Origin of the sequence: Streptomyces sp. NBC_00425 (genome assembly GCF_036030735.1) — a bacterium.
Taxonomy (GTDB): Bacteria; Actinomycetota; Actinomycetes; order Streptomycetales; family Streptomycetaceae; genus Streptomyces.
This window is the reverse complement of the sequence record NZ_CP107928.1, coordinates 2,538,727-2,564,301: the sequence shown is the minus strand read 5'-3', so window position 1 is coordinate 2,564,301 and position 25,575 is coordinate 2,538,727. Positions and strand designations below refer to the sequence as shown.

Below are 25,575 nucleotides of genomic sequence, written 5' to 3'. Positions count from 1 at the left end.
GGCCGCGCCGCGTCAGCCGCCTCGGGCGTCGAGGGCGCCGGCCGTCGCGTTGACCGGCTGCGGGGTGCCGGTGAGGTCCAGCACGAACAGCGGAACGCGCAGCTGGTCGGCCCGGGCGCGGGCGTCGTCCGCGTATCCGGCGAGGGAGAAGTAGACGCACTCCGCGGACTCCGTCATGGCCGTCAGCCACAGGCACTCCACGTCCCGCAGCGAGGCGGGCCGCGCGCTCGGGTCCACCTGGGCCAGGAGCCCTCGGGAGGCGAGGCCGATGCCGGAGGTGGGGCGCTGGTCGGCCCGCCGGACGTCCTGGTGCCCGAGCCAGTGCAGATAGAGCGCCGCCGAGGTGACCGCGTCGCGCGCGGTGCGGATGGCGACGGGACGGAAGGCGCTCCGCTGCGTGGCCGGCGTCCGCGAGGTCGCAGAATGCGATGTCGATGTCGATGTCGATGTCGATGTCGGTTCGGGGCCGGGCGGTGCGGGCGTCGATGACGAGGGCGACGACGAGGGCGGCGGCGAGGACGCCGGCTCCGGGCTCGGTTCCACGGCGGGGCCAGCGCCGGCGTGGCCCGCGCAGGGGGCTGCGGGCGGCTCGGCGTGCGCGTCCGCGGACGGGTCGGTCACGGGGAGGCGCAGCGCCGTTCCGCAGGCGCACCCCAGTTCGGGGTGCGGCCACTGGCCTTGGCGCCCGCACGCGGGACATCGCAGGGCGATCCACTCGTCGTCCCACGACCGGTGCGCGACGGCGCTCGGGGCCGTCCGCCGGTCGAGCACCGGAGTGACGGGGGCGCCGCACGCGCACGGATAGGACGGCGCGGTGAAGCGGTGCTCCCGCCGACAGGCCGGGCAGCGCACCGGCACGCTCTCGGACATGACCCCCATCGTCCTCCTTCGTCGCCCGCCTGTCCGTCTCTTGACGACCTTCGCGCCCCCGCCTACATTGCTTCCAGATAGTAGAAAAGTTTTTCCGCATTATGGAATAAAGGTCGAAGAGCTGCGGGAAGCGGCGGAAACAAGCAGAAGCAAGCAGAAACACAGGGAAGGGCTCACCGCGGGGCGCGACGGGAGAGCGAATCCGACAGCTGAACCATCTGAAGCAGTCGAAGCAGGAGTACTCCATGGCTCGTATGACCGCTGCCCGTGCGGCAGTCGAGATCCTCAAGCTCGAGGGCGTCACCAGCGCGTTCGGTGTCCCCGGCGCGGCGATCAATCCCTTCTACGCGGCGCTCAGGGCCGCCGGGGGCGTCGAGCACACGCTGGCCCGCCACGTCGAGGGCGCTTCGCACATGGCCGAGGGCTACACCCGCGCCCACCCGGGCAACATCGGGGTCTGCGTCGGCACGTCGGGCCCGGCCGGCACCGACATGATCACCGGGCTGTACTCCGCCATCGGCGACTCGATCCCGATCCTGTGCATCACGGGCCAGGCGCCGACCGCCGTGATCCACAAGGAGGACTTCCAGGCCGTCGACATCGCGGCCATCGCCGCCCCGGTGACCAAGATGGCGGTCACCGTCCTGGAGGCCGCCCAGGTTCCGGGCGTCTTCCAGCAGGCGTTCCACCTCATGCGCTCCGGCCGGCCGGGGCCGGTCCTGATCGACCTGCCCGTCGACGTCCAGCGGACGGAGATCGAGTTCGACCCGGACACGTACGCGCCGCTGCCCGTGTACAAGCCGGCCGCGACCCGCCCGCAGATCGAGAAGGCCCTGCGGATGCTGAACGCCTCCGAGCGGCCGCTGATCATTGCGGGCGGTGGTGTCATCACGGCCGACGCCACCGAACTCCTGCTGGAATTCGCCGAGTTGACGGGCGTTCCGGTCGTCCCGACCCTGATGGGCTGGGGTGCGATCCCCGACGACCACGAGCTGAACGCCGGCATGGTCGGCCTGCAGACCTCGCACCGTTTCGGCAACGCGACGTTCCTGGAGTCCGACTTCGTCCTCGGCGTCGGCAACCGCTGGGCCAACCGCCACACCGGCCGCATCGACGTCTACACGGCCGGCCGCACCTTCGTGCACGTCGACGTGGAGCCCACCCAGATCGGCAGGATCTTCGCCCCGGACTACGGGATCGCGTCGGACGCGAAAGCGGCGCTCGCGCTCTTCGTCGAGGCGGCGCGGGAGTCGAGGGCGGCGGGCACGCTGCCCGACCGTTCCGCGTGGGCGGCCGCCGCGCAGCACAAGCGGGCGACCCTCCAGCGCCGTACGCACTTCGACGACATCCCGATCAAGCCGCAGCGCGTCTACGAGGAGATGAACAAGGCCTTCGGGCCCGAGACGCGGTACGTCAGCACCATCGGTCTGTCACAGATCGCGGGCGCCCAGATGCTGCACGTCCACCGGCCACGGCACTGGATCAACTGCGGCCAGGCGGGGCCCCTCGGCTGGACGATCCCGGCGGCACTCGGCGTCGCCAAGGCCGATCCGCAGGCGCAGGTCGTCGCGCTGTCCGGGGACTACGACTTCCAGTTCATGATCGAGGAGCTGGCGGTGGGCGCCCAGCACCGGATCCCGTACGTCCATGTGCTGGTCAACAACGCCTACCTGGGGCTGATCCGGCAGGCGCAGCGGGCGTTCGACATCGACTTCCAGGTCAAGCTGGAGTTCGAGAACGTCAACGCGCCGGAACTGGGCGTCTACGGCGTCGACCATGTGAAGGTCGCCGAGGGGCTGGGCTGCAAGGCGATCCGGGTGACGGACCCGGCCGAGCTGGGGGCCGCCTTCGAGCAGGCGAAGAAGCTCGCGGCCGAGTTCCGGGTGCCGGTCGTCGTCGAGGCGATCCTGGAGCGCGTCACCGACATCGCGATGAGCGTCACCAACGACATCGGCGAGGTCGTGGAGTTCGAGGAACTCGCCACCGAGCCCGGGCACGCGCCCACCGCGATCAGGACGCTGAAGGTCTGAGGTCTGATGGTCTGAACGTCGCAAGGTCCGGCCGGTCGCACGGTGCGGAGAATCCGACCGGTCGCACGGCGCGGAGAAGGGGCGGCCCGTCCTCAGGACGGGCCGCCCCTTCCGTGTCCGTCCCCCTCGGACGCGCGGGGTCCGCCGCCCCCGTGCCGGCGGACCCCGCATGCCCACAATGTGCCCTGTCCGAGGGGAGGTTGAAGCCTGCTGAACAACGTTCAGAGGTTGATTTGAGGTTGGGGGCCCGGGCCGCCCCTCGACGACTGGCCGCAACCGCCCCTGCGACGGCCCCTCGGACCATCGCCCGGGACTACTCCTCGTGCTGCTCCTGCGACAGCCCCGGCCAGTAGTCGGGGCCGCCGCCCTGCCATGCGACGAGGTCGTCGCGCTCGACCGCGGTCCGATCGAGGTCGGCCAGGCGCAGGAGCTCGACGACGTCGTCGAAGTGCGAGGCGACCCCGAGCACGGCGTCGTCCGAGGTGACCCGGCGCGACCCGTCCAGCGCCGGCGGATGAACCACGATGTGCGGATGTCGCGTCGGATCGCCCATGCCTTCAGCGTCCTGCGTCGGAGCCCGATCCGCATGTCGGCGGCGGCACGGCTCGACACGACACGGCACAGGACGACACGGCACAGGACGAGACGGCACAGCACGAGACGGCACAGCACGACACGGCGCAGCACGGCACGACACGGCACGGCACGGGTCGACGCGGGCACGGGCAAGAGGCGGCGCAGTGCGGCCAGGGGCGGCCACGGCACACGACGTGCGGCGCTCCCCGTCCGGCGTGGGGCCGGCGGGGAGCGCTGGGCTGTGCTTGGCCGTCCGGCGGCGCGATGCCGGGCGCGACAGGACGTTCGCGCCGCCGGACGGGGCTCGGTGACGATTCGGGACCGCGGCGGGTGTGACGGAACCGGTCGGCCTTCCCTCAGGTCGGGAAGGGCGGGCCGGTCCTTCACCACCGCACTGGCTCGCACGCCGCCGCGGTCCCGGCTCTGCCCGCACGATGCCGGCCGGTCACCCCTCATCCGGGCCGGTCGGCCGGTGCGGGCCGCTCGAGTGCTCGCCGGCGATGACGTCCGCCGCCGGTGAGCCGGTGTCGACAGTGGTTCGGTGGTTTCCGGGCGGCGCCGCCGCCTGGGCGCGACAGGACAGATGTCGGCGGCGGCGTCGCCCGGAAGCAGAGGGGGCCGGAAGGATCAGACCGGCGCGCCGGACAGGCGCTCCACCGCCCGCAGCAGGGCGGAGTGGTCCAGTCCGCCGTCGCCCTGCGCCCGCAGGCTCGCGACCAGCTGGGCGACCACGGCGCCCACGGGCAGGGCGGCGCCCACGTTGCGGGCGGCGTCGGTGACGATGCCCATGTCCTTGTGGTGCAGGTCGATCCGGAAGCCCGGCCTGAAGTCGCGGCCGAGGAAGTTGTCCTTCTTGCGCGTCAGGACGGTCGAGCCGGCCAGGCCGCCGCCCAGGACGTCGAGGGCCGCAGCGAGGTCCACGCCCGACTTCTCCAGGAAGACCACGGCCTCCGCGCACGCCTGGATGTTGACGGCGACGATCAGCTGGTTGGCGGCCTTCACGGTCTGGCCCGAGCCGTGCGGGCCGCACAGCACGACGGTCCTGCCGAGGGCCTCGAAGACCGGCCCGGCCTCGTCGAAGTCTGCCTGCTCGCCGCCGACCATGATGGACAGCACCGCCTCGACCGCGCCGGCCTCGCCGCCGGACACCGGGGCGTCGAGCACGCGGATGCCCTTGCCGGCGGCGGCCTTCGCCAGGTCGACGGAGGTCTGCGGGGTGATCGAGGACATGTCGATCAGGAGCGCGCCGGACCGCGCGTTCTCGAGGATGCCGTCCGGGCCGTAGGCGATGGCCTCGACCTGAGGCGAGGCGGGCACCATCGTGATGATCACGTCGGCGTCCCGCACGGCCTCGGCGAGGGACCCGGCCGCGGTGCCGCCGGCGCCCGCCAGGCGGTCCAGTTTGTCCTGTTCCAACGTGAAGCCCGTGACGTCGTAACCCGCCTTGAGCAGGTTCTCGGACATGGGGGAGCCCATGATGCCGAGGCCGATCCAGGCGATCTTGGGGAGGGTGGTCATGCGGGTGCCTCTCTGACTGCGGTGCGACGGCGGGACGTTCAGCGCGCTGCGCGCGGGAGCCACTCGAAGGCCTCGGAACTCGGCCTGTCGCCCGGCTTGTACTCGAGGCCGGTCCAGCCGTCGTAGCCGGCCTTGCGCAGCCGGCCGAGGAGCTCCTCCAGCGGGAGCGCACCGGTGCCCGGCGCGCCGCGGCCCGGAACGTCGGCGATCTGCACATGCCCGGTCGCCGAGGCGTACCGCTCGATCACCGACGGCAGGTCCTCGCCGTTCATGGACAGGTGGTAGAGGTCCATCAGGAATTTCGCGTTGGCCAGTCCGCTCGCCTCGTTGACCCGGTCGACGACGCCGACCGCGGCTGATGCGCTCACCAGCGGATAGCGCGGTGACTCGGGCCTGTTCAGCGCCTCGATCAGCAGGATCGCGCCGATCCGGTGGGCCGCCCGGGCCGCGAGCACCAGGTTCTCCAGCGCGAGCGCGTCCTGCTCGGCCGGGTCCACGCCGTCGACCCGGTTGCCGTACAGCGCGTTGAGCGCCGTGCAGCCGAGCGAGCCGGCGAAGTCGGCGGCCACGTCGACGTTGGCGCGGAACCGGTCCGATTCCGTGCCGGGGATCGACAGTGCGCCGCGGTCCGGGCCCGGGAGCCGGCCGGCGTAGAAGTTGAGGCCCGCGAGCCGGACGCCCGCGTCCTCGATCGCCTTCCCGAGTGCGTCGAGCTCGGACCGGCCGGGGGCGGGGGAGTCGATCCAGGGCCACCACAGCTCGACCGCGGTGAAGCCGGCCGCGGCGGCGGCCGCGGGGCGCTCCAGGAGCGGGAGTTCCGTGAACAGGATCGACAGGTTGACGTTGAAGCGCTGTTCTTCGAAGCCCATGGGGTTCCGCGCTCCCTTCCGTGTGGAGTAATTCCGTAATGCGGAAGTTAGTTTCTGCTTAATGGAAGATTGCCGTCGGGCGGCGAGGCTTGTCAAGGGGGTGAGGGCGCGGAGCCCGCCCTTCCGTCGGGTGGCGGCGTTCCCGTCGGCGGTCGGACCGGCGGGCGACTGCCGGACTCCCGGGTGAGTGTCGGCCGGGTCCGTTAGGGTCGGGGTCCGGGCGCCGTCGGCCCGGTCCCGTTCGGAGAGGTGTGGGGCGCGATGCGACTGAAAGTGGAGTTCACCACCGAGCCCTTCGATCTCGACGAGCCGCCGGCGCACGCGCTGGCCGCCCGCGCGGTGATCGAGGCGGCCGCCCTGGACGCGGTGGACGTCGGCCCCTTCGGCAACACCGCGGAGGGCGCCGCCGAGGCCGTGCTCGCCGCCGTGGGCGACCTGCTGCGCACGTCCCTCGGTGCGGGCGCCACCCGGATCTCGCTGCAGGTCAACGTCGTCGGGGACGCTCCGGGGGCGACCGGCGACGTCATCGGGGCGGGCCGGTGAGCGCCGCCGACGGCGACGACGCCTTCATCGCGGCCGTGAAGCCGCTGGTCGACGCGATGGGCGGCGAGATGCTCCCGCCCGACGAGGCCGAGGTCGAGGACGTCGTCCTGACCTGGCAGGGCGTCGAGGTCGTCGCCGTGCGTCTGCCGCAGCTCGCCGACTCCCTCGACCACATCCTGGCCGCCATGGAGCGCAGGAAGGGCAAGCCGCTCGCCGACCTGGACCGCAAGGCCAAGCAGGAGGTGGTGCGGATACTCGAGGCGCGCGGCGCCTTCTCCGTGCGGCACGGCGTGGAGACGGTGGCGAGCGCGCTCGGGGTGAGCCGCTTCACCGTCTACAACTACCTCAACCGGGACAAGGGCGCCTGACCGGCCCGCGGGCGGACGCCTCGGCTCTGCTGCCCGCTGCCCGCTGCTCGCTGTCCACTGCCGCAGCCGCCCCGCTCCCCCGGCATGGCATGGCACGGCGCGGCGCGGGGCGGGGCGGGCGGGTGAGGGTCTGTCAGGGGGCGAAGGCGGTCGCGCGGGCCGAAGGTGGACGCGGAGGGTTCGTTACCCGGAATTTTCAACAAAGTGTTGACGTGGCGTCGCCGGGGGGCGTTAGCTGGCGGCAGCCCGCTCAGCACGAAGGCCGCCGCCCGCGGCCAAGGAGGCTTCCGTGACGTCGACTTCCCCGTCCCCGGGCCTGGCCCGGTTCAACGCCCTCGAGGAGTCGGCGGCCCTCGCCGCGCTCCACGAGGCGTGCGCCTCGACGGCGTGGGCGAACCGACTGCTCGCGGCCCGCCCCTACACCGCCGCCGACCACCTCTACGCGGTGAGCGACGCCGCCACGGCCGATCTGACCGACGCCGACCTGGCGGAGGCGATGGCCGGGCACCCGCCGATCGGCCGGCCCCTGCCGGGTGATGCCACGTCGGCCCGCGAACAGCGCGGCATGGCCTCGGCTCCCGAGGAGCTCAGGGCGGAGATGCTCGAACTCAACCTGGCGTACCAGGAGAGGTTCGGCCATGTCTTCCTGATCTGCGCCACCGGTCGAACGGGCGAGCAGATGCGCGACGCGGTCAGGGAGCGCCTCGGCAACGCGCCGGAGCGGGAGCGCGAGATCGTCCGCACCGAACTGGGCAGGATCAACCGCATCCGCCTCGCCCGACTCGTCGAAGAGGACTGAGACCCGCCATGAGCACCAGCACCACCGCCTCGGTGTCCACCCACATCCTGGACACCTCCGCAGGCCGCCCTGCCGAGGGCGTCGCCGTCCGGCTCCTCGCCCGCCCGGGCCGGGACGCCGACTGGCAGGCGCTCGGCGGCTCCGCGACCGACGCGGACGGACGGTGCAAGGACCTGCCGGCGCTGCCGGAAGGAACCGCCCACGTACGGCTCGACTTCGCCGTGGAGCCGTACTTCGAGAACAAGCGAGCCGATCCGCAGCAGGACGCCCCCGCGCATCGGGACAGCGGCGCCCCGGCGGTGTTCTTCCCGGAGGTGGCGATCACGTTCGCCGTCGTGCCGGGCGAGCACTACCACGTGCCGCTGCTGCTCAACCCGTTCGGCTACTCCGTATACCGAGGGAGCTAGCAGACATGGCAGACCACCCCCGCCCGGGCCGCCCCGTGCTTCTGGGACAGAACCAGTACGGCAAGGCCGAGAACCGGGTCGTGAAGATCACGCGGGACGGCGCCACCCATCACATCAAGGACCTCGGCGTCTCCGTGGCGCTGAGCGGCGACATGGACGAGGTCCACTACTCCGGCTCGAACGCCAACGTCCTGCCGACGGACACCACCAAGAACACGGTGTACGCGTTCGCCAAGGAGCACGGCATCGAGTCCGCCGAGCAGTTCGGCATCCATCTCGCCCGGCACTTCGTGACCTCGCAGGAACCCATAGGGAAGGCCCGGATCCGCGTCGAGGAGTACGCTTGGGAGCGGATCGACGCCTCCGGCACGGCCTCCGGACTCCCCGGCGCGGACGACCCCAGGCACTCCTTCGTCCGCAAGGGCCAGGAGACCCGGCTCACCCAGATCACCTACGACGGCTCGTCGTGGGAGGTCGTCTCCGGCCTCAAGGACCTGGTCGTGATGAACTCGACGGACTCCGAGTTCTGGGGTTACGTCAAGGACAAGTACACGACGCTGCCCGAGGCCCACGACCGCATCCTGGCCACCCAGGTCTCCGCCCGCTGGCGTTTTCGCTGGTCGGACGACGAGCAGCCGGCGCCGGACTGGGAGACGTCCTACGAGCAGGTGAGGAAGCACATGCTGCAGGCCTTCGCCGAGACGTACTCGCTGTCGCTCCAGCAGACTCTGTACGAGATGGGGTCGAGGATCATCGACCGGCGCGACGAGATCGACGAGGTCCGCTTCTCGCTTCCGAACAAGCACCACTTCCTCGTCGATCTGCAGCCGTTCGGGCTGAAGAACGACAACGAGGTGTACTACGCGGCCGACCGGCCCTACGGCCTGATCGAAGCCACGGTCCTGCGGGACGGCTGTGCGGCGAGGATCCCGGTGGACCTCACCAACCTCTGACCGTCCCCCACCTTTTCGGCACCCGCGGCCGGGGGAACCCGCCCTCGCCCGGCCGCGGCACTCAAAGCTCCCGGGTCCTGCCGTGCCCCCTCCCCACAGTCCGTTGAGCGAAAAGGACGAACCATGGCAGCAGTCCAGCGCATCGTCATCGAGAACGCCGCGATCGCGACCGTAGACGCCCAGGACACCGAGCACGCGGACGGCCATGTCGTCCTGGCCGGCAACCGCATCGAGTCGGTCGGCGCGGGCCGGGCCCCCGAGGGCCTGGAGAACGTCGTACGCCGCATCGACGCGTCAGGGCACCTGGTCACGCCCGGCCTGGTCAACACCCACCACCACTTCTACCAGTGGATCACCCGGGGACTGGCCACCGACCACAACCTCTTCGACTGGCTCGTCGCGCTCTACCCCACGTGGGCGCGCATCGACGAGCGGATGGTCCGCGCGGCCGCCCAGGGCTCCCTGGCGATGATGGCCCGCGGCGGCGTCACCACCGCCATGGACCACCACTACGTCTTCCCACGGGGCTCCGGCGACCTCTCCGGCGCGATCATCGGCGCCGCGCGGGACATGGGCGTCCGGTTCACCCTCGCCCGCGGCTCCATGGACCGCAGCGAGAAGGACGGCGGCCTGCCCCCGGACTTCGCGGTGGAGACGCTGGACGGCGCCCTGACCGCCACCGAGGAGACCGTCGCCGAGCACCACGACGCCTCGTTCGACGCGATGACCCAGATCGCCGTCGCCCCGTGTTCGCCCTTCTCCGTCTCCACCGAACTGATGCGTCAGGGGGCTCAGTTGGCCCGCCGGCTCGGTGTGCGCCTGCACACCCACGGCTCGGAGACGGTCGAGGAGGAGAAGTTCTGCCACGAGCTGTTCGGGATGGGCCCGACCGACTACTTCGAGTCCACAGGCTGGCTCGGCGAGGACGTGTGGATGGCGCACTGCGTTCACATGAACGACTCCGACATCGACGCCTTCGCCCGCACGAGGACCGGCGTCGCCCACTGCCCGTCGTCCAACGCCCGCCTTGCGGCCGGCATCGCCCGCGTCCCCGACATGCTGGCGGCCGGCGTCCCGGTGGGCCTCGGCGTCGACGGCACCGCGTCCAACGAGTCCGGCGAACTGCACACCGAACTGCGCAACGCCCTGCTCATCAACCGCCTCGGAGCGCACCGCCAGGCCGCGCTGAACGCCCGTCAGGCGCTGCGCCTCGGCACCTTCGGCGGAGCCCAGGTGCTGGGCCGCGCGACGCAGATCGGCTCGCTGGAGCCGGGCAAGCTCGCCGACCTCGTCCTGTGGAAGCTGGACACCCTCGCGCACGCCTCCATCGCCGACCCGGTGACCGCGCTGGTCTTCGGCGCGGCGGCCCCGGTCACCGCCTCCTTCGTGAACGGCCGTCAGATCGTCGAGAACGGACGGCTGTCGACCGTGGACGAGGACGCCGTCGCCCGCTCGACCCGGGAAGAGGCCCGGCGGCTGGCAGGGATCGCCGCGCAGGCCTGACCCGCCGAGACTCCGGCCGAGGGGGACGGCCCTCGGCCGGATGCCGTGGACCCGCGTGGTGCACGGCGGCCGCGACCGGGGCGCGCGCGGGACGCGTGCGCCCCGGAACGGTCGTGGCCGCCCTCGCCCCCGTGGGCGGCCGCCCGCCCCGTCTCCCGGGCAGGCCGGGGGGATCACCCGGTCGACCGGGGCCCCTGCCAGGCCATGAGGTTCGCGAGGAGCTCGGCCTGCTCGACCGCGTCGTCCAGCGCGTGGTGCGTGTGGGGGCGCCGGGGCAGCAGCTCGGCCGGCATCGTCCGCTTGGCCACCGCCCGCAGCGGCACCCCCGCCTTGACGGCGTACAGCGTCTTCATGTCGAGGCAGCCGGAATGCCCGAACGGACTCTCCCCGGTGAAGCGGATCAGGTACCAGTACAGGAACGTCCAGTCGTACGAGGCCGGGTAGCCGCACATCACCGGCTGCGCCCCCGCGCCGACCTCCCGCACCCAGCCGCTGAACTCGGCGAGCGCCCGGGCGGGATCGCGCCCCTCCCGGAGCAGCCGGCCACGGTCGAGTCCGCTCACGGCCAGCGCCTCGGGGACGAACCGGTCGCTGATCGGGCGCAGTTCACGGTAGAACGTCCGACGGGCGGGGTCGGCCGCGGTGAACCCGTCGGCGTCCTGCCGGCCCGCGACCGCGGCGCCCAGGCTCAGCAGCGAGTACGGTCCCGGGATCGGCCCGTCCGCTTCGACGTCCACCGAGATGTAGAGACTGGCTTTCACTCGTCGTGCGGTCATGGAGCCGGATCATCGCAGGCCGACAGGGCCCCCGGCATCCGGATTCAGCGCGGTCGCGGCGCCCTGCAGGGAGTGGCCCGGGGCAGCCGGCCGGAGAAGAACGCCGTGGGCGGGACGCCCATCAGGGTGCGGAAGTCGGCGGTCATGTGCGACTGGTCGTAGAAGCCGGCGTCGGCGGCGAGTTGCGCCCACGGCGTGGAGGCCGCGTGCGTGAGGAGGTGACGGACGCGGTCGATGCGGGCGTAGTGCTTGGGGGAGACCCCGACGCCGACGGCGAACAGGTTGCGCAACTGGCGTTCGCTGACGGCGAGTTCGCGCGCGACGTCGTGTACGGCGGCGGGGGCGTGGTCCGGGCGGGTGGACAGCGCGTCGACGGCGGCCCGCAGCAGACGTTCGCGCGAGCCGTCCACGGGCGGCGGCAGCAGGTCGGCGAGGCGAGCGGTGATCTCCTGCGGTTCCCCGGCGGCCAGTTCGCGGGCCAGGCGGCGGGCGGCCGGGCCCGGCAGGTCGGCGGCGGGCACCGCCCGGCCCACGAGGTCCCCGGCAGGCACCCCGAGCAGCGGCCCCACCGCCCCCGGCGCCAGCCGCAGTTGCGTGCACGACACCAGGCGCTCGTCAGGATCCGCGTGGTACGTCGCCCGCGTGCGCGGTCCGACGACCAGCGTGTCGTGCCGGCCGTTCTGCGCGACACGGACGACGACCTTGGTCGCCGTGTCCGGCAGGTGCGTGTAGGCGTCCTCGGGCGCGCGGTCGACGGCGACGTCACCGATGCCGGCGATCCAGGAGCGCAGCGCGGTGGGGACGGGCAGGGGCGGCTCGGCGAGGGCGTTCGTCACGCCTCCACCGTAAGCGCGCGGCGGCCGCATGCGGGCGGCCGAAGCGTGCCGGAATCTCCTAGAGCCGGGAGGGCCGCGGGCGCCACCGTGGTGCCCATGATTCTTGTGACCGGTGCTACGGGCACCATCGGCGGCGCACTCGTACGGCACCTCGCGGCGCGCGGCGAGAAGGTGCGCGCCCTGACCCGAGACCCCGCCGGGGCCAGGATGCCCGCGGGCGTCGAGGTGGCGCGTGGGGACTACCTCGACCCCGCTTCCCTGGAGGCCGCGATGTCCGGGGCGACGGCCGCCTTCCTGGTGGGGCTGCCGGGGCCGTCCGCGCAGCACGACGGGCCGCTGGTGGCGGCGGCCCGCGCGGCCGGCGTGGGCCGGCTGGTCAAACTGTCCGCGATCGGCACCGGCGACCCCGGGGTGGGGCCCACCGGGGAGTGGCACGTGGAGGGAGAGCGAGCGGTCCGGGAGAGCGGCGCCGAGTGGGTCGTCCTGCGGCCCTCGTCCTTCGCCTCGAACACGCTGAGCTGGGCGGAGGCCGTCCGGGCGGGCGAACCGGCGCCGAACATGAGCGGTGACGGAGCCCAGGGGGTCGTCGATCCGCGCGACGTCGCCGAGGCGGCCGCCGTCGCCCTCCTCGACGAGCGCCGGGCGGGCCGGACGTACACGCTGACCGGGCCGGAGACGATCAGCGTGCCCGGCCAGGCCGCCGTGCTCGCCGAACTTCTGGGACGGCCGGTGACGACGCGTGACCTCGCCCAGGACGAGGTGCGCGCGTACGTCCTTGACTGGTGGGGGGACGAGGCCGTCGCCGACGGCGTCGCGGTGAGTGCCGCGTACGTCCGCCGGGGAGGCAACGCGGTCGTCACCGAGGACGTGCCCCTGCTGTTGGGCCGGCCGGCGCGAACGTACCGTGCGTGGGCGGGGGATCACCTGGAGGCGTTCGGGGCGCGGTGACGGGGCGGGCGGCGGCCGGTGCTCCGGCGGCCGGCGGGCGCCGCGGGGAGCGGGAGATCCCGGAGCCCGCACACGGCGGGAAATGCTAGAGCCCGAACAGGGCCGGTTCGGTGGCCAGTTCCTTGAAGTAGTCCTGCGGGTTCGCGACCATCCGGCGCTCCTTGAGGTCCAGCAGGCCGCCGACCGCGCTCAGTTCCGCGGCGACCGTGCCGTCCGCCCTGGTGATGGTCTGCTCGATGCGGAACGTCTTGCCGCCGCCCCACTCGAAGACGCAGGACACGTCGACCTCGTCCCCGGCGAGCAGTTCGCGCCGGTAGCGGATGGTGGTCTCCAGGGCGACCGGGCCCACGCCCCTGCCGATCAGGCCGGCCTGGCTGACGCCCGCCGCCTGCAGCAACGACCAGCGAGCGTGTTCCGCGTAGTTGATGTACACGCTCTGGTTGAGGTGTCCCTGCACGTCGGTCTCGTATCCGCGGACGGTGACCCGGACGGAAAACGGCTCGCTCACTGCTTCCCCTTCTCGTCGACGAGCATGCGATGCCCTGTTCACGATGCACTGAGCACCGATCTTGGCATGTCCCTCACATCCGGCGGGGGGAAGCCAGCAGATAGCGCGTTCTCGTGCGGGGATCGGTGTGCTCGCCGGCCTGCCAGCCCGCCTCCTCCAGTGTCGCCGCGCAGGCTCGCAGCGTCGCGTCGTCGGGCCCGTGCACGGCGACCGCCTCCGGCTGCGGGGTGGCCCGCACCCGGTAGCCGTCCTTTCCCCCGGGACCGGCGGGGCGGTGCCCGGCCGCCTCCAGGGCCAGCGCGGCCGCGCGCACCAGATGCGCGCGCTCCCAGCCGCAGGGGCGATCCGTGCCGCCGTCCGGGTTGGTCATCCGGCGCAGCTCCAGCAGTCCCTGCCAGGCGCTGTGCACCTCGCGGACCCGCGCCGGTCCCGCCGTGCCGCCGGCCGTCTCCTCGCCGCCGACGCGCGCGGCGAACACCTCCGCGCCGCTGTCCGTCTTCGGCGGGAGGGCCGCCGGCGGTTCGGGCACGGCCTCCCGGACACGGTGGCCGGCCGGGGTGAGGAAGCAGTCGTGCGGCGGCCGCGGGTGCCGGAACGCCAGCCCGTGCCGCACCAGGGCCGCCAACTGCGCCTGGGTGCCCCGCAGTCGCCCGGTGACGGGCTCGGCGGCGTCGATCACCCGCCGCTGGGCCGCGGTCGGCGGTCGTGTCACTGCCTGCTCCCTCCTGGCGACGGGCCACGGGTCCCCCGTGGGTCCCCTCGCGTCTGCGTGCGTCCTCTTCGGTCTTCTTGAGTCTTCTTGCGTCTCCCCTGGTGCGTCCGAGGCTACGACGGAGGTCTGACATTCCGGTCGGATCCACCGGGCTGCGTTCACCGGTCGGCGTTCACCGGGCGCCCTGCGCCGTCACTGCCGGTATCCGCCGAGGAAGCGTCCGATCCGGCCGATGGCGGCCTCCAGGTCGTCCGCGTGGGGGAGGGTGAGGATGCGGAAGTGGTCGGGGGCCGGCCAGTTGAAGCCGGTGCCCTGGACGACCTGGATCTTCTCCCGCAGCAGCAGGTCCAGGACGAACTTCTCGTCGTCGTGGATCTTGTGCACCTTGGGGTCCAGACGGGGGAACGCGTACAGCGACCCCTTGGGCTTCACGCAGGACACGCCGGGGATCTCGTTGAGCTTCTCCCAGGCCACGGTGCGCTGCTCGTGCAGGCGGCCGCCGGGCGCGGTCAGCTCGTGGATGGACTGGCGGCCGCCGAGCGCGGCCTGGATGGCGTACTGGGCGGGCGCGTTGGCGCACAGCCGCATGGACGCCAGCATGGTCAGGCCCTCCAGATAGTTCCTGGCGTGCTGTTTCGGGCCGGTGACCACCAGCCAGCCCGACCGGAAGCCGGCCACCCGGTAGGTCTTCGACAGCCCGCAGAAGGTCAGCACGACCAGGTCGGGGGCGAGCGCGGCGACCGAGTGGTGCACGGCGTCGTCGTACAGGATCTGGTCGTAGATCTCGTCGGCGAAGACCATCAGGCCGTGCCGGCGGGCGAGGTCGAGGATGCCCTCGATGATCTCCTTCGGGTAGACCGCGCCGGTGGGGTTGTTGGGGTTGATGATGACGACGGCCTTGGTGCGGGCGGTGATCTTCGAGGCCATGTCGTCCAGGTCCGGGTACCAGTCGGCCTGTTCGTCGCAGAGGTAGTGGACGGCCTTGCCGCCGGCGAGGGTGGTGACGGCCGTCCAGAGGGGGAAGTCGGGGGCCGGGATGAGGATCTCGTCGCCGTCCTCCACCAGCGCCTGCACGGCCATGGAGATCAGCTCGGAGATGCCGTTGCCGAGGAAGACGTCGTCGACGCCGACCTCCAGGCCCAGCGTCTGGTAGCGCCCCGCCACCGCGCGGCGGGCCGACAGGACGCCGCGCGAGTCGGTGTAGCCGTGCGCCCGGGGGAGCATCCGGATCATGTCCTGGAGGATCTCCTCCGGGGCCTCGAACCCGAAGAGCGCGGGGTTGCCGGTGTTCAGGCGCAGGACGCTGTGGCCCGCCGCCTCCAGTGCGTCGGCGTGCTCGATCACCGGGCCGCGGATCTCGTAACAGACCTCGCTCAACTTGTTCGACTGCCGGAACTCCATGCGCGCTCGCCCCTCCGGTTGATGTGTTGCTTGGTTTTACCAAGTTCCCGCTTGGAAAGTCCAACGACATGTCTAGACTGCGTGCCATGTCACCTCGCCGAAGCTACGACCAGTACTGTTCCGCCGCGCGCGCCCTCGACGTCGTCGGCGACCGCTGGACCCTGCTGATCGTCCGGGAGCTGCTCGCCGGCCCGCGCCGCTACACCGACCTGCACGCCGACCTGCCGGGTGTCAGCACGGACGTACTCGCCTCACGGCTGAAGGACATGGAGCGGGACGGGCTGACCACCCGGCGCAGGCTGCCCCCGCCGGGAGCGGCTTACGTCTACGAACTCACCGACCGCGGCGAGGAGTTGCTGCCGGTGCTGCAGGCCCTGGGGGCGTGGGGGGAGGGTGAGCTCGGTGAGCGGCGGCCCACCGACGCCCTGCGGGCCCACTGGTTCGCGCTGCCGCTGCTGCGCGGCCTGCGGCATGCCGGGGTGGACGAGGGGCTGGTCGAAGTACGCCTGGAGGAAGGCGCGTTCCACCTCCACGTCGGGGACGTGCGCGGGCCGGTCTACGGCGACGGCCGCGCCCCCCGGGAGCCCGACGCCCTGCTCACCCTGGACGCCGGCGCCGCCGCGGCCGTCGCCCGGGGGGAGCTGGGCGTCCTGGACGCCGTGCGCACCGGCCGGATCGAGGTGGCCGGCGAGGGCCCCCCGGCGAAGGCGCTGCGGGCTGCGTGAGACGAGGCCCGTCCGCTGGGGCGCTGCGGGTGGCGTGAGACGAGGCCCGTCCGCTGGGGCGCTGCGGGTGGCGTGGGGCGGGGTCCGTCGGCCAGGGCGCTGCGGACTGCATGGGACGAGGCCCGTCGGCCAGGGCGTTGCGGGCGGGCATGGGACAGGGCCCACCGCGGCGCGCGGTGGGCCCTGTGCGGAGGCGTCAGGCGCCCGGGGGCGCCTGACGGGGGCGTCCCGAGCCGCGGGTCAGCGTGTATCCGCCGATCCCGGCGAGGGCGGCGAGCACCGCGCCTGTCGCGGTCCACACCCACCGGTCGGACCACCAGCCGGACGCCCAGCCGTCGTCCGGCTCGATGCTCGACAGCACGGCCGAGGCCGAGGAGTCGTCCTTCTCGGTCTCGGACCTCACCGCGATGCCCGGCACGAGCGGCTTCGCCAGCGAACCGTCGACGGCCGCGGAGCCGCCGATGTCCTTGGAGTCCACCCGCAGTTCCGCGCCCACCGGCAGGCCCAGATCGGCCGCCGCCAGCCCGAGGACCGTCAGCCGGACGTAGTACGTGCCCGGCAGCGGGTCGTCGGCCCACGGCTCCGACCAGGCGCGCACCGTGCGCAGCACGCAGGCCAGTTCGACGGAGCTCGCGCCGGCCGCGGCGGTCCGCGTCTGCGCGCCGTACTGGCAGGCCTGACGGCGCCGCAGACCGTCGTACACGTCGACCTGCCAGGTCTGCGCCGCATGGGTCCCGGGGAGCTTCACCGTCGCCTTGACGGTGGGGCGCTGACCGGTGTCCGCCGGGAACGACCAGTACAGGTAGTCGCCCGCGGAACCGTTCGCCGTCGCCTTCTGACCCTGTTCGATCTCCGTCGCCGTACGGAACGAGGTGCCCGCCTCGGTCGGCGCGGAGCTGCCGCCGGACGGACTCGCCGACGGTGTGGAGTCGGCCGCGGCCGGTGCGGCCGCGGGACCGAGCGCCAGCCCCGCCACCGGCCCGAGCACCAGCAGGACGCTGCTCAGCACACGTGTGATCCGCATCAGTTGGTCCTCCAGACCGCTACCCGCCAGCGAGACGCCCAGCCCCACAGCACACCCGCGAGGAAGCCGACCAGCACCAGGACGCCCAGCAGCCACCAGCCCCGGCCGAGGCCGAAGGCGGCCACGTCGCTCGCCGGCGACGGGCCGTCCACGACGTCCACCGTCAGCTCCAGCGGCATGCCCGGCGTGGTCTTCACGCCGGCCGCCGCCGAGTAGGAGTTGGTGACCTGGACGCACACCGTCTCGGCCGGCGCGTCGTCGTCGTCGCTCTCCGCCTTCGGGTAGCGCAGACCCGTCGAGATGACGTCGGTCCGGCCGTTGCCCGCGGCCTCGCCGCGCACGATCTCCCGCTCGTGCACGGTGACCGCCCGCAGCAGCACCCCGTAGTCGGGGTTCACGGCCCGGTCCGCCGACACGCTCACCGAGGCGCGCAGCTCCTGGCCCGGCTCGACGTCGACCCGGTACCAGCGCTCCTGGCCGAACTCCTCGCGGTCGGTGTACAGACCCGACTTCAGCGTGGGCGCCTTGGCGCAGGAGGCCGCCCCCTCGGCGGCCACCGGAGTGACCACGGGGTCCGCGGCGCGGTCGACCAACTGGTTGACGCGGTCGGTGAGTTCGTCGGTGTGCTCCACCGAGGTGTAGGTGCCGCCGGTCGCCTCCGCGATGCAGCTGAGCTGCCGGCGCATCTTGACGTTGGGCACCAGGCCGAGGGTGTCGATGGTCAGGCCGATGCCCTTGGCCGCGATCTCGCGGGCGACCTCGCACGGGTCGAGCGGAGGACAGGTGTCCTCACCGTCGCTGATCAGCACGATGCGCTTGGAGCCGGTGCCGCCGTCGAGGTCGCCGGCCGCCTTCAGCAGGGCGGGACCGATCGGCGTCCAGCCGGTCGGCGACAGCGTCGCCACCGCCGTCTTCGCCTCGGTCCGGTCCAGCGGGCCGACCGGGTAGAGCTGCGCGGTGTCCTTGCAGCCCGTCTTGCGGTCGTCGCCCGGGTAGTTGGCGCCGAGGGTGCGGATGCCGAGCAGGACGTTCTCCGGGGTCGCGTCCAGCACCTCGTTGAACGCCTGCTTGGCCGCGGCCATCCGCGTCCCGCCGTCCATGTCCTTCGTCCGCATCGAACCGCTGACGTCGAGGACCAGGTCGACCTTGGGTGCGGCGGCGGTGGTCTCGTCGGCTACCGCCCCGGCCGGGAACGCGATCCCGGCCGCGAGCGCGGCGAGCAGGGCGCAGACGCCCGCCGCCAGCCGTTGTGTTCTGATCATCGGCGGATCCTATTGATCAGAGGCGGCCCGCCACAAAACGGGGTCAGTCCGCCTGCCACCGCAACGGGTTGGGCAGTTCGGCCCACTGGTCGCCGGGCGTCCCCGGCGACAGCCGCATCAGCGTCAGCGCCTTCGCGGGCAGCGGTTCCTCGCACAGCGCCACGAGGTCCGGGGTGCGCGGCAGATCCCGTACGGCGGCCTCCAGAGCCGCCCCCAGGGCCCGGCCGCCGCCGGCCGTCCCCGCCAGCGCGCCCGCCACCAGCGAGCCGAACAGCTTGCGCCGCAGCACCGTCACGTCGTCCGTGACGATCCGTGCGGGCAGGCCGTCGGGCAACGGGACGCCGTGCCGGGCCAGCCGCGCCGGACTGACCCGGATGTCGGCCAGGTCGCGGTAGACCAGCCGCAGCGGCTCGCCCGTCGGCGACAGCACCACCAGCAGGTTCTGGCCGTGCGCCTCCAGCGCCACGCCCAGTTCCAGCATGCGCAGTCCGACGGTGAGCCCGAGCCGCGCCAGCCGGCCCAGCCAGGCACTGTCGCGGGGCAGTCCGGTGGCTGCGAGGGCGGCCACCGGGACGACGTGCTCGCCCGGCCCCCCGTATTCCCGCGGCGACTCGCGCAGCACGGCCGCCAGGTCCGGCGAACAGGCGGTCGCGGCGCCCAGCGTCCGGGTCATGTGCAGCAGGCCGTGCGCGTGCGGCGCCAGGGTCTGCGCGAACGCCGACAGGACCGCGGAGGCGGCCACCGAGCCGACGGAGATGTCCCGCACCGAGGAGGTGAGCCGGGTGCTCAACGCCGTCTTGACGTGCAGGCCGTCCGCCAGGGCGAGCGTGCGCAGCGACATCAGCGGATGTGCCGCCGTCCCCTCCCGACCGGTCCGGCCGAGCACATGCGCCGCCTGCCACGGATGCACCGGGATCAACAGCCGTGCGCCGTCCCGCAGTCGCTCCGGCCACTCGCCCGACACCAGGCAGTCGGCGGCGGGCGCCGGCAGCAGCTCCAGCCGGACCGACGGCCGGTGCTCGGGACCGTACGCCAGCTGCTCGGCCACCGAGAACCCGGGCCGTGCACGGCAGTTGGGGTGAAACGGATGCCCGTCGACGACCCGCTGCTCCCACTCCCAGTCCTGCGCCGGCCACTTCTCGGCATGCGTCAGGCCGGTGTCGTCCGGGTCCTGATCTGCCCGGGACAAGGCCAACGACGCGACGCTGTGGCCGAGTTCGGCGGCGAAGTCCGCGCCGTGCGGGACCGCCAGCGCCGCCAGGAGCCGGGCGGGGTCGTCGTACGCCGTCGCGTCCAGGCGCACCTCCGTCACGCCGTCGGCGGTCGTGTAGGGGTCCGCGGGCGGGCCGAGCAGACGGCGGCCGTCCCGCAGTCGCAGCAGCAGCCCCTCCCGGCCCCGCGGACCGTGCCCCTCGCGGTGCGCCACCCAGGACAGCGGCTCGTGGGCGAGCGCCCGCCACAGCCGGGTCAGCACGGCCGCCCGGGCCCCGGGCAGCGCGGCCGCGAACCGGGGGCCGAGGGCGGGACGCACGGCGGCCAGTTCTTCGGCCAGGTCGGTCTCGGCGCTGGGGGGACGGTGCACGGGGGAGCTCCTGGGGGTACGGGTACGGCGTCGCGGACGGCTCGTGACGACAGCGATACTTGATCGTCTCCGCCCAGCAGAACCGTAGGGAACCAGGGAACCAGTGGATCGCGTGGACCTCATCCCCCCGCCCCCCGAGCCGACGCCGCCCCCCGGGGCTCCGGCCCGGGGCGACGGCGTCGCCGGGCGTGCCGACGCCTATGCCGCCGCCCCGCTGCTGAACTGTCTGCTGCGGGAGCTCGCCGAGCCGCTGCCCCGCGCGCCGGGCGACGACGGCCGGCCGGTCCACCGGCTGCCCGGCGGCCGCCTGCTGCGCGTGCGCGGCGACCGCCGGCCGGCCGGCCCGGAGGTGTACGAGGCGGGCGCCTGGCGGCCGCTGGACCACTTCGGGCTCGTCGCCCTGACCGCGCAGGCGCTGCGCCTGCGCACCGGAGCGGACAACCCCGACCTGCCCGCCGAGATGATCGACAGCAGGGACGTGGTGGCGGCGCTGCTGACCGCACGCGCGCGTGCCACCCCGCCGGCAGGCCGCTACCTGCGCTCCGAACAGTCCCTGATCACCGGCCACCCCCACCACCCCGCCCCCAAGGCGCGCGGCGGCGGCCCCGCGGCCGGCTGGCTGCCGTACGCCCCCGAGGCGCACGCCCGCTTCCCGCTCGTCCTGCTCGGGCTGCGCGAGGACGCCGTCGTCGAGGAGGGCGACACCGGCGCGCTGGACGCCCTCGGCGAGGCCCCGTCCGGGTACCGGCTGCTGCCCGCCCACCCCTGGCAGCTCGACCTCGCGGCCCGCGAGCTCGCGCCCGCCTTCGCCGACGGCCGGCTGGTCCGGCTGGGCACGACCGCCTTCGACGTCTGGCCGACGGCCGCCGTGCGCACGGTGTACGCACCCGAGCGGGACCTGTGCCTGAAGTTCAGCCTCGACGTGCGCATCACCAACGACGTCCGCCGGCTGTGGCGACACGACCTGCTGAAACTGCGCCGGACCGACGCCGCGGCGGCCCGCGCCTTCGCGACCTGGGACGGCCCGGCGGCCTGGCTCAGCGACCGCGGCTACCGCACCGCCGCCTTCGCCTTCGAGGCGCTCGCCGTCCTGGTCCGCGACGGACTGGCCGCTCCGGTGCTGCCCGGCGCGACCCCGCTGCTCGCCGCGGGCCTCGTGGAGGGCTTCGACGGCAGCCCGCTGGCGGCGGCGAAGGACCCGGCGAGGTGGTGGGAGGCGTACCTGGCGGCCGTCGTCCCGCCGGCCCTGGAGGCGTTCGCCGGTCACGGCGTCGTCCTCGAGGCGCATCTGCAGAACACGCTCGTCGCCGTCGACGCCGAAGGTCTTCCGGTGCAGGCCCTGTTCCGGGACGCCGAGGGCGTGAAACTCCTGCCGGACGTGGAGCGGTCGGCCGGCTGGGAGCGGCTGGTGTACTGCCTGGTCGTGAACCACCTGTGGGAGGTCGCCGCGGCCCTCGTCGCACACCACCGAGGGTTCGACCCGTGGCCCGCGGCACGCCGCGCACTGGCCCGCCACGATCTCCCCGAGACGGCGGCGCTGCTCACGGCGCCCACCCTGCCGGGCAAGACGAACCTGCTGCTGCGCTGGACGGGGGCGGACGGCGCGGACGCCCGCTATCTGCCGCTGCCCAACCCGCTCGCCGACGGGGCCGACGCCCGCCGCACATGATCTGAATTACGCTGACCGGTGTGCTGCGCGAAGTGAGTGCCGTCCGATACGTGAACCCGCTGAGGTCGGGCGGCTCCGTGCCCGGCGTCGTGGAGGCCGACGACCTCGGCACCTATGTCGTGAAGTTCACCGGCTCGGCGCAGGGCCGCAAGGCGCTGGTCGCCGAGGTGATCGTGGGCGAGCTGGCACGCGCGCTCGGACTGCGCTTCCCCGAACTGGTCCTGGTGCACTTCGACCCGGCGCTCGCGGCGCACGAACCGCACCAGGAGGTGCGCGACCTCCTCGACGCCAGCCACGGCGTCAACCTCGGCATGGACCTGCTGCCGGGAGCGCGGGACTTCACCCCGCAGGTCGCCGAGTCCTTCGCCGTGGACCCGCGGGAGGCCGGCCGGATCGTCTGGCTCGACGCCCTGACCGTCAACGTCGACCGGACGGTCCACAGCTCCAACCTGATGGTCTGGCCCACCTTCGGGACCGTTGCGCCGCGGCTGTGGCTGATCGACCACGGGGCCGCCCTCGTCTTCCACCATCGCTGGGACGCCTCCGCACCGGACCGCGCCTACGACTTCCGCCACCACGCCCTGGGCCGCTACGCCCCCGACACCCGCGCGGCCGACGCGGAGCTGGCCCCCCGGGTCACCGAGGAGCTGCTGCGCGCGATCGTGGCGGAGGTCCCGGACGCCTGGCTGGCCGGCGAGGACGGCTTCGCGACGCCGGACGCCGTCCGGGAGGCGTACGTGCGTTACCTCCGCGCGCGCGTGAGGGCCTCCGCGGCCTGGCTGCCCACCGGCTTCCCCACCCGGGAGGAACTCGCCGCCGAGGAGGCCCGGAGGGCGGCGAAGACCCGTCAGGGCCGTCCGAGCTGGCTCAAACAGGTCCCCGACCTGCACGGCGAGCCGGCGGCGGAACAGGATTGGTCGGTGCACCTCGGATGAGTCACACCGTACAGATCGAGTACTGCACCCAGTGCCGCTGGCTGCCCCGCGCGGCGTGGCTGGCGCAGGAGTTGCTGACGACCTTCGAGACGGAGCTCGCGGAGCTGTCGCTGAAGCCCGGCACAGGCGGCGTGTTCGTCGTCCGGGTCGACGGCGAGGTCGTCTGGGACCGCCGTGCGCAGGGCTTCCCGGAGCCCACGGCGGTGAAGCGGCTGGTACGCGACCGAGTGGCCCCGGGGCGGACCCTGGGCCACTCGGACCGTCCGTAGGTCAGCCCCTGAGCTGCTCGTAGGCCGGCAGGGTGAGGAAGTCCGCGTAGTCCTCGTCGAGGGCGACCGTCAGCAGCAGGTCGTGCGCCTGCTGCCAGTGGCCGGCCGCGAACGCCTCCTCGCCGATCTCGTCGCGGATCGCGGCGAGTTCCCCGGCGGCGACCTTGCGGGCCAGCTCGGGGGTGGCCTTCTCGCCGTTCTCGAACTCCACCCCGGCGTTGATCCACTGCCAGATCTGCGAGCGGGAGATCTCGGCGGTCGCGGCGTCCTCCATGAGGTTGAAGATGGCGACCGCGCCCATTCCGCGCAGCCACGCCTCGATGTAACGGATGCCCACCTGCACGGCGTTGACCAACCCCGGGTAGGTGGGCCTGGCCTCGAGCGAGTCGACGGCGATCAGGTCGGCGGCCTCGACGTGAACGTCCTCGCGCAGCCGGTCCTTCTGGTTCGGCCGGTCGCCGAGGACCCTGTCGAAGGACTCCATGGCGATCGGCACCAGGTCGGGGTGGGCCACCCACGAGCCGTCGAACCCGTCGTTGGCCTCGCGGTCCTTGTCGGCCTTGACCTTCTCGAACGCGACCTTGTTGACCTCGGCGTCGCGACGGGAGGGGATGAACGCGGCCATGCCGCCGATGGCGTGCGCGCCGCGCCGGTGGCAGGTGCGCACGAGCAGTTCGGTGTAGGCGCGCATGAACGGGGCGGTCATCGTCACGGCGTTGCGGTCCGGCAGGACGAACCTGGGCCCGCCGTCACGGAAGTTCTTGACGATGGAGAACAGGTAGTCCCAGCGGCCCGCGTTCAACCCCGAGGCATGGTCGCGGAGTTCGTAGAGGATCTCCTCCATCTCGTAGGCGGCCGTGATCGTCTCGATGAGCACGGTGGCGCGCACCGTGCCCTGCGGGATGCCGACGTGGTCCTGCGCGAAGACGAACACGTCGTTCCAGAGGCGGGCCTCCAGGTGCGACTCCGTCTTCGGGAGGTAGAAGTACGGGCCCTTGCCGAGGTCGAGGAGACGCCGGGCGTTGTGGAAGAAGTAGAGGCCGAAGTCGACGAGGGCGCCGGGCACGGCGCGGCCGTCGGCGTCGACGAGGTGACGCTCGTCGAGGTGCCAGCCGCGCGGCCGCATCACGACGGTGGCGAGTTCGCCGTTCTCCTTCAGCGTGTACGACTTGCCGGACGCCGGGTCGGTGAAGTCGATGGAGCGGGTGTAGGCGTCGGCCAGGTTGACCTGACCGAGGACGACGTTCTCCCAGGTCGGCGCGGACGCGTCCTCGAAGTCGGCGAGCCAGACCCGGGCCCCGGAGTTGAGGGCGTTGATCGTCATCTTGCGGTCGGTGGGTCCGGTGATCTCGACCCGGCGGTCGTCCAGGGCCGCGGGGGAGGGCGCCACCCGCCAGGAGTCGTCGGCGCGGATCGCGGCGGTCTCCGGGAGGAAGTCGAGCGTGCAGGTGCGGGCGATCTCGGCGCGCCGCTCCGCGCGGCGGGCGAGGAGTTCGTCGCGGCGCGGGGTGAACCGCCGGTGGAGTTCGGCCACGAAGGCGAGCGCCGGCTCGGTCAGGACCTCCTCCTGCCGCGGCAGGGGCTCGGCGTCGACGATGGCCAGCGGGGACGGCGCTGGTGCGGACATGAGCGGTCACTTCCTTCAGCGGTGGCACCGGGTGCCAGTCGTACCGGGTACGGCGAGCGAGGCTCCGGACGGGCCCAGCCCTTCTGAACAGTGGATACTAGTTTCCTCATCGTGGAAGTTCAATGGTTTGTTGACGTCGAGAATCTCCGGGTCGAGGCAAGGTGGCGCTCGGTGCCAGGGGGCTCACTCGAGGTGAGCGAGATCCTCCGGTGTGTCGATGTCGAACGGCCGGGCCACGTCACCGCACTCGACGAGGGTGAGCGCCTCCCGGTGCGCGCTCAGATAGGCGCGCGCCCCCCGGTCGCCGGTCGCGGTCGCGGCGACGCCCGTCCAGTGACGGGAGCCGAACAGGACCGGATGGCCGCGCTCGCCGTCGTAGGCCGCCGACACGAGCGAGGACTCGCCCTCGTAGGCCGCGAGCACCCGCGCCACCGCCTGCGGGCCGATGCCGGGCTGGTCGACGAGGAGGACCAGCGCCGCCCGCGCGCCGCCCTCCCCGGCCTGCGAGGGGCCCTCCCCGGCGTGCGCGCCGGCGGGTGGGGCGGGGCGGGGCAGCGAGGCGAGCCCGGCGCGCAGTGACGTGCCCATCCCCTGCGCCCAGTCGGGGTTGTCCACCAGCACGCACCCGTCGAGCCGGGCCCGCTCCCGCACGGCGTCCGCGGCGGCCCCCACCACCACGTGCACGCGGCTGCAGCCGGCCGTGCGCAGCGTGCGTACCGCGTGCTCCACGAGCGGGCGTCCCCGGTGTTCGAGCAGCGCCTTGGGCCGCCCCCCGAGCCTGCGCCCCCCGCCCGCCGCGAGGATCAGCCCCACGACCTGGTCCTCGGCGCCGGTCGGGCTGTCGTCTTCGGTGTGCGTCATGGGT

Annotated in this window: 26 protein-coding genes; 12 read left to right on the top strand and 14 right to left on the bottom strand. The window is 73.1% G+C overall.

Features of this window, described 5'->3' with window-relative positions; all coding sequences use genetic code 11:
- Positions 1–12: 12 nt before the first annotated feature.
- Positions 13–879: a hypothetical protein gene (locus OHS82_RS10735; protein WP_443061775.1), complete on the bottom strand. Its 867-nt coding sequence runs from the start codon at positions 877–879 to the stop codon at positions 13–15.
- 236 nt (positions 880–1,115) lie between these two features.
- Between OHS82_RS10735 and gcl the strand changes: the two genes are divergently transcribed.
- Positions 1,116–2,900, top strand: a complete 1,785-nt coding sequence (gcl, locus tag OHS82_RS10730) for a glyoxylate carboligase (protein ID WP_328433762.1) — start codon at positions 1,116–1,118, stop codon at positions 2,898–2,900.
- A gap of 313 nt (positions 2,901–3,213) precedes the next feature.
- Here gcl and OHS82_RS10725 read toward each other — a convergent pair whose 3' ends face one another.
- The 3 genes from OHS82_RS10725 to OHS82_RS10715 all read right to left on the bottom strand — a co-directional run bounded on the left by OHS82_RS10725 (position 3,214) and on the right by OHS82_RS10715 (position 5,863).
- The gene (locus tag OHS82_RS10725) at positions 3,214–3,453 is read right to left on the bottom strand and encodes a hypothetical protein (RefSeq protein ID WP_057576042.1); all 240 of its coding nucleotides are present in this window, start codon (positions 3,451–3,453) and stop codon (positions 3,214–3,216) included.
- Between the two features lie 650 nt (positions 3,454–4,103).
- Positions 4,104–4,994: a 2-hydroxy-3-oxopropionate reductase gene (locus tag OHS82_RS10720; protein WP_057576043.1), complete on the bottom strand. Its 891-nt coding sequence runs from the start codon at positions 4,992–4,994 to the stop codon at positions 4,104–4,106.
- Positions 4,995–5,032: 38 nt separating this feature from the next.
- On the bottom strand, positions 5,033–5,863 hold the full coding sequence (locus OHS82_RS10715) for a TIM barrel protein (protein ID WP_328433761.1): 831 nt from the start codon (positions 5,861–5,863) through the stop codon (positions 5,033–5,035).
- A 261-nt stretch (positions 5,864–6,124) separates the two neighbouring features.
- Here OHS82_RS10715 and OHS82_RS10710 point away from each other — a divergent pair, with 261 nt between their 5' ends.
- The 6 genes from OHS82_RS10710 to OHS82_RS10685 all read left to right on the top strand — a co-directional run bounded on the left by OHS82_RS10710 (position 6,125) and on the right by OHS82_RS10685 (position 10,436).
- Complete coding sequence (locus OHS82_RS10710; protein ID WP_057576047.1) at positions 6,125–6,406, top strand: hypothetical protein; 282 nt, start codon at positions 6,125–6,127, stop codon at positions 6,404–6,406.
- Between the two features lie 56 nt (positions 6,407–6,462).
- A complete protein-coding gene (locus OHS82_RS10705; protein ID WP_057576260.1) occupies positions 6,463–6,774 on the top strand; it encodes a helix-turn-helix domain-containing protein in 312 nt (103 codons plus the stop codon).
- 289 nt (positions 6,775–7,063) lie between these two features.
- Positions 7,064–7,573, top strand: coding sequence for a 2-oxo-4-hydroxy-4-carboxy-5-ureidoimidazoline decarboxylase (gene uraD, locus OHS82_RS10700; protein WP_057576050.1), 510 nt, complete (start codon positions 7,064–7,066; stop codon positions 7,571–7,573).
- Between the two features lie 8 nt (positions 7,574–7,581).
- Positions 7,582–7,980 carry a hydroxyisourate hydrolase gene (gene uraH, locus OHS82_RS10695; RefSeq protein ID WP_266726168.1) on the top strand — a complete coding sequence of 133 codons (399 nt, stop codon included), beginning with the start codon at positions 7,582–7,584 and terminating at the stop codon, positions 7,978–7,980.
- Positions 7,981–7,985: 5 nt separating this feature from the next.
- A complete protein-coding gene (pucL, locus tag OHS82_RS10690; protein WP_057576054.1) occupies positions 7,986–8,933 on the top strand; it encodes a factor-independent urate hydroxylase in 948 nt (315 codons plus the stop codon).
- A gap of 123 nt (positions 8,934–9,056) precedes the next feature.
- Complete coding sequence (locus OHS82_RS10685) at positions 9,057–10,436, top strand: 8-oxoguanine deaminase (RefSeq protein ID WP_057576056.1); 1,380 nt, start codon at positions 9,057–9,059, stop codon at positions 10,434–10,436.
- A gap of 173 nt (positions 10,437–10,609) precedes the next feature.
- Here the strand turns inward: OHS82_RS10685 and OHS82_RS10680 are convergent, their stop codons facing one another.
- Positions 10,610–11,212, bottom strand: a complete 603-nt coding sequence (locus tag OHS82_RS10680) for a hypothetical protein (protein WP_057576059.1) — start codon at positions 11,210–11,212, stop codon at positions 10,610–10,612.
- Between the two features lie 44 nt (positions 11,213–11,256).
- Positions 11,257–12,048, bottom strand: coding sequence for a helix-turn-helix domain-containing protein (locus tag OHS82_RS10675; protein WP_242433011.1), 792 nt, complete (start codon positions 12,046–12,048; stop codon positions 11,257–11,259).
- A 96-nt stretch (positions 12,049–12,144) separates the two neighbouring features.
- On the opposite strand from OHS82_RS10675, the gene OHS82_RS10670 reads away from it, so the two are divergent.
- Positions 12,145–12,996: an NAD(P)H-binding protein gene (locus OHS82_RS10670; protein ID WP_057576063.1), complete on the top strand. Its 852-nt coding sequence runs from the start codon at positions 12,145–12,147 to the stop codon at positions 12,994–12,996.
- Between the two features lie 85 nt (positions 12,997–13,081).
- Here OHS82_RS10670 and OHS82_RS10665 read toward each other — a convergent pair whose 3' ends face one another.
- The 3 genes from OHS82_RS10665 to OHS82_RS10655 all read right to left on the bottom strand — a co-directional run bounded on the left by OHS82_RS10665 (position 13,082) and on the right by OHS82_RS10655 (position 15,617).
- Positions 13,082–13,504 carry an acyl-CoA thioesterase gene (locus tag OHS82_RS10665; RefSeq protein WP_057576066.1) on the bottom strand — a complete coding sequence of 141 codons (423 nt, stop codon included), beginning with the start codon at positions 13,502–13,504 and terminating at the stop codon, positions 13,082–13,084.
- A gap of 73 nt (positions 13,505–13,577) precedes the next feature.
- The gene (locus tag OHS82_RS10660; RefSeq protein WP_328433760.1) at positions 13,578–14,216 is read right to left on the bottom strand and encodes a hypothetical protein; all 639 of its coding nucleotides are present in this window, start codon (positions 14,214–14,216) and stop codon (positions 13,578–13,580) included.
- Between the two features lie 192 nt (positions 14,217–14,408).
- Positions 14,409–15,617, bottom strand: coding sequence for a pyridoxal phosphate-dependent aminotransferase (locus OHS82_RS10655; protein ID WP_057576074.1), 1,209 nt, complete (start codon positions 15,615–15,617; stop codon positions 14,409–14,411).
- Positions 15,618–15,703: 86 nt separating this feature from the next.
- Here OHS82_RS10655 and OHS82_RS10650 point away from each other — a divergent pair, with 86 nt between their 5' ends.
- The gene (locus OHS82_RS10650) at positions 15,704–16,342 is read left to right on the top strand and encodes a winged helix-turn-helix transcriptional regulator (RefSeq protein WP_057576076.1); all 639 of its coding nucleotides are present in this window, start codon (positions 15,704–15,706) and stop codon (positions 16,340–16,342) included.
- Between the two features lie 196 nt (positions 16,343–16,538).
- Here the strand turns inward: OHS82_RS10650 and OHS82_RS10645 are convergent, their stop codons facing one another.
- The 3 genes from OHS82_RS10645 to OHS82_RS10635 are packed head-to-tail and all read right to left on the bottom strand — an operon-like array spanning position 16,539 to position 20,210.
- Positions 16,539–17,366, bottom strand: a complete 828-nt coding sequence (locus OHS82_RS10645) for a hypothetical protein (RefSeq protein WP_057576081.1) — start codon at positions 17,364–17,366, stop codon at positions 16,539–16,541.
- A complete protein-coding gene (locus OHS82_RS10640; protein ID WP_057576083.1) occupies positions 17,366–18,628 on the bottom strand; it encodes a VWA domain-containing protein in 1,263 nt (420 codons plus the stop codon). The genes OHS82_RS10645 and OHS82_RS10640 overlap by 1 nt, the downstream gene beginning before the upstream one ends.
- A 43-nt stretch (positions 18,629–18,671) precedes the next feature.
- Complete coding sequence (locus tag OHS82_RS10635; protein WP_328433759.1) at positions 18,672–20,210, bottom strand: IucA/IucC family siderophore biosynthesis protein; 1,539 nt, start codon at positions 20,208–20,210, stop codon at positions 18,672–18,674.
- Between the two features lie 103 nt (positions 20,211–20,313).
- On the opposite strand from OHS82_RS10635, the gene OHS82_RS10630 reads away from it, so the two are divergent.
- Genes OHS82_RS10630 through OHS82_RS10620 form a run of 3 tightly spaced genes read left to right on the top strand, consistent with a single transcriptional unit; the run spans position 20,314 to position 23,083 of the window.
- Entirely contained in the window at positions 20,314–21,879 is a 1,566-nt protein-coding gene (locus tag OHS82_RS10630) for an IucA/IucC family protein (RefSeq protein ID WP_057576087.1), read from the top strand.
- 20 nt (positions 21,880–21,899) lie between these two features.
- Positions 21,900–22,814 (top strand): HipA family kinase, encoded by a 915-nt coding sequence (locus OHS82_RS10625; RefSeq protein WP_057576089.1) that lies wholly within the window; start codon positions 21,900–21,902, stop codon positions 22,812–22,814.
- Positions 22,811–23,083 (top strand): SelT/SelW/SelH family protein, encoded by a 273-nt coding sequence (locus OHS82_RS10620; protein WP_328433758.1) that lies wholly within the window; start codon positions 22,811–22,813, stop codon positions 23,081–23,083. The genes OHS82_RS10625 and OHS82_RS10620 overlap by 4 nt, the downstream gene beginning before the upstream one ends.
- A gap of 1 nt (position 23,084) precedes the next feature.
- Here OHS82_RS10620 and aceB read toward each other — a convergent pair whose 3' ends face one another.
- Both aceB and OHS82_RS10610 read right to left on the bottom strand, forming a co-directional pair.
- Positions 23,085–24,710, bottom strand: a complete 1,626-nt coding sequence (aceB, locus tag OHS82_RS10615) for a malate synthase A (RefSeq protein ID WP_057576093.1) — start codon at positions 24,708–24,710, stop codon at positions 23,085–23,087.
- Between the two features lie 183 nt (positions 24,711–24,893).
- Entirely contained in the window at positions 24,894–25,571 is a 678-nt protein-coding gene (locus OHS82_RS10610; RefSeq protein WP_328433757.1) for a nucleotidyltransferase family protein, read from the bottom strand.
- Between the last annotated feature and the right edge of the window lie 4 nt (positions 25,572–25,575).

Excerpts from the sequence above, each read along its gene's own strand:
- OHS82_RS10710 (WP_057576047.1), top strand. The coding sequence starts at position 6,125 with ATGCGACTGAAAGTGGAGTTCACCACCGAGCCCTTCGATCTCGACGAG.
- OHS82_RS10655 (WP_057576074.1), bottom strand. The coding sequence starts at position 15,617 with ATGGAGTTCCGGCAGTCGAACAAGTTGAGCGAGGTCTGTTACGAGATC.
- OHS82_RS10645 (WP_057576081.1), bottom strand. The coding sequence starts at position 17,366 with ATGCGGATCACACGTGTGCTGAGCAGCGTCCTGCTGGTGCTCGGGCCG.
- aceB (WP_057576093.1), bottom strand. The coding sequence starts at position 24,710 with ATGTCCGCACCAGCGCCGTCCCCGCTGGCCATCGTCGACGCCGAGCCC.
- gcl (WP_328433762.1), top strand. The coding sequence starts at position 1,116 with ATGGCTCGTATGACCGCTGCCCGTGCGGCAGTCGAGATCCTCAAGCTC.
- OHS82_RS10735 (WP_443061775.1), bottom strand. The coding sequence starts at position 879 with ATGGGGGTCATGTCCGAGAGCGTGCCGGTGCGCTGCCCGGCCTGTCGG.
- OHS82_RS10650 (WP_057576076.1), top strand. The coding sequence starts at position 15,704 with ATGTCACCTCGCCGAAGCTACGACCAGTACTGTTCCGCCGCGCGCGCC.
- OHS82_RS10725 (WP_057576042.1), bottom strand. The coding sequence starts at position 3,453 with ATGGGCGATCCGACGCGACATCCGCACATCGTGGTTCATCCGCCGGCG.
- OHS82_RS10715 (WP_328433761.1), bottom strand. The coding sequence starts at position 5,863 with ATGGGCTTCGAAGAACAGCGCTTCAACGTCAACCTGTCGATCCTGTTC.
- OHS82_RS10670 (WP_057576063.1), top strand. The coding sequence starts at position 12,145 with ATGATTCTTGTGACCGGTGCTACGGGCACCATCGGCGGCGCACTCGTA.
- uraH (WP_266726168.1), top strand. The coding sequence starts at position 7,582 with ATGAGCACCAGCACCACCGCCTCGGTGTCCACCCACATCCTGGACACC.
- OHS82_RS10680 (WP_057576059.1), bottom strand. The coding sequence starts at position 11,212 with ATGACCGCACGACGAGTGAAAGCCAGTCTCTACATCTCGGTGGACGTC.
- OHS82_RS10685 (WP_057576056.1), top strand. The coding sequence starts at position 9,057 with ATGGCAGCAGTCCAGCGCATCGTCATCGAGAACGCCGCGATCGCGACC.
- OHS82_RS10720 (WP_057576043.1), bottom strand. The coding sequence starts at position 4,994 with ATGACCACCCTCCCCAAGATCGCCTGGATCGGCCTCGGCATCATGGGC.
- pucL (WP_057576054.1), top strand. The coding sequence starts at position 7,986 with ATGGCAGACCACCCCCGCCCGGGCCGCCCCGTGCTTCTGGGACAGAAC.
- OHS82_RS10610 (WP_328433757.1), bottom strand. The coding sequence starts at position 25,571 with ATGACGCACACCGAAGACGACAGCCCGACCGGCGCCGAGGACCAGGTC.
- OHS82_RS10640 (WP_057576083.1), bottom strand. The coding sequence starts at position 18,628 with ATGATCAGAACACAACGGCTGGCGGCGGGCGTCTGCGCCCTGCTCGCC.
- OHS82_RS10620 (WP_328433758.1), top strand. The coding sequence starts at position 22,811 with ATGAGTCACACCGTACAGATCGAGTACTGCACCCAGTGCCGCTGGCTG.
- OHS82_RS10705 (WP_057576260.1), top strand. The coding sequence starts at position 6,463 with ATGGGCGGCGAGATGCTCCCGCCCGACGAGGCCGAGGTCGAGGACGTC.